The organism is Thermovirga sp. (genome assembly GCA_012523215.1).
In the GTDB taxonomy this organism is placed as follows: Bacteria; Synergistota; Synergistia; order Synergistales; family Thermovirgaceae; genus 58-81.
Genome location: JAAYIZ010000330.1, coordinates 1 through 1,798, shown reverse-complemented (window position 1 = coordinate 1,798; position 1,798 = coordinate 1). Strand labels below are relative to the sequence as shown.

3 protein-coding genes are annotated in these 1,798 nt (G+C 60.8%); all 3 read left to right on the top strand.

The window, feature by feature from the left end; translation table 11 throughout:
- A partial coding sequence (locus tag GX108_08710; protein NLO57102.1) for an ImmA/IrrE family metallo-endopeptidase occupies positions 1 to 370 on the top strand: 370 nt, incomplete at its 5' end.
- On the top strand, positions 367 to 1,308 hold the full coding sequence (locus tag GX108_08705; protein NLO57101.1) for a radical SAM protein: 942 nt from the start codon (positions 367 to 369) through the stop codon (positions 1,306 to 1,308). The genes GX108_08710 and GX108_08705, both read left to right, overlap by 4 nt.
- Positions 1,309 to 1,383: 75 nt before the next feature.
- A partial coding sequence (locus tag GX108_08700; protein ID NLO57100.1) for an MATE family efflux transporter occupies positions 1,384 to 1,798 on the top strand: 415 nt, incomplete at its 3' end.

The window sequence follows — 1,798 nt, the reverse complement described above, 5'->3', positions numbered from 1 at the left end:
CGAGAATATCCCGGAGTGGGCTTCCCTCGAGGCCGGCCAATGGAAGGGGCTTGACGATTTCGACCTCCTCGCGAAAGCGGAAAGAGCCTGTGGAAAATCCGTGGAAATCGTAAGGGTTCGGATGCCCTTCTCCATCTGGGGCCTGCATGTCGCCCGGGGGCAAAGGGCCAGGATCTACGTCAACGGCCTCCTACCGGAATTATGGAGGCGTTTCGCCGTCTTCCACGAGATATACCATCTCACCCATCACGCCAAGGGCGAAGACTTCTGGTCCCATACCGCCACCCCGATGACGAGTTTTGAATACCAGGCGGACCTTTTCGCCTGGGCCGCCATAATCGACGAGTGGATCGAGGGTGCTTCCTGGTGAATCGCGCCCCTTTTTTCCTCCCCATGAGGGACTGCCCCAACCGGTGCGTTTACTGCGACCAGCGGGCCATAACGGGCCATGGGAGTTCCCCGGGCCCCGCCGACGTGGAGGATGCCCTCCGGGGGATCTCAGAACCCACCGAAGTCTGCTTCTTCGGCGGGAGCTTCACCTGCCAGCCGCTGGATCGACAGGAGGAATACCTCGAGGCGGTCCTGTCGGCCCCCGCCCCGGTCAGCGTGAGGATCTCCACTCACCCACTCTGCATCACCCCGGAGGTACTCACCTTCCTTTCCCGTTTTCCCGTCAAAATCATCGAACTAGGGGTGACCTCTCTCGAGGACGACGTGTTAAAAGCGTGCAACCGGGGGTACACCGGGGCTGCGGTCCTGGAAAAGATCTCCCTGGTAACCGCCCATCCTGGCTTCATCCCCGGGGTCCAACTCATGACAGGACTTCCCGGACAGGATCCGCCATCGTCGCTGGAAGACCTGGGGCGTCTTGCCGGTGTGAAGGGCGCCGGCCCCATGCAGATCAGGATATACCCCTGCCTGGTCCTGAAGGATACCCCGCTGGAAAAGCTGTACCTCTCCGGCGCATACACTCCGCCCGGCGTCGAGGAGAGCGCCCGCTGGGCGGGCAGGATGATAAAGTTCACCCGGGAGTCGGGTTTTGAACTGCTCCGGGTGGGCCTCCAGGAGACAGTTTCCCTCTCCTGCGGGGTGGTGGCGGGGCCTCACCACCCCGCGCTCGGCGAATTGGCCCGTTCCTTCGCCCTCGCGCTTTCCCTGGTCGAGGACCGTCACCGGGGACCATGGCAGATTCCCCTCAGATCCCGGTCGCTCCTGTCGGGACACGGCGAATGGGGTTTCAAAGAACTGGCGAACCTTTCCGGCATGACCTTCGACGAGGTGAAAAACCTCGTACAGTTAACCCCGTGATCCCGCCGAAAGGGCATTTGCCACGACCCAAGATATTGCCTACAATGCTTTGAGCTTTTTATCGCGGAGGAATTTATGGCCCTTCTGAAAAGAAATGTCGACATGGGAGCCGGGAGTGTTGCCGGGACCCTCTGGCAACTGGCGTTGCCTTCAATGTTTTCCATGCTCTTTCATACCCTGTTCCACCTGGTGGATACCGTCTTCGTGTCGTGGCTGGGGGAATCCTCCCTCGCCGCCATGTCGCTCACCTTCCCGCTCATGTTCGTGATCTTCGCCCTGGTGAACGGCATGGCCGTCGGAACTACGGCCAGGATGAGCAACTCCCTGGGCCGTGGACAGGTAGAAGAGGCTCACGGTTACGCAGACTCGGCGCTTATCCTTGTCCTGATCCTCACCACGCCGGCCCTTCCCCTGCTTTTCCGCCCATCGTCGAATGTCTTCTTCTCCCTCCTCGGCGGTTCCGGCGATGTTCTCTCCGAGAGTTACCGCT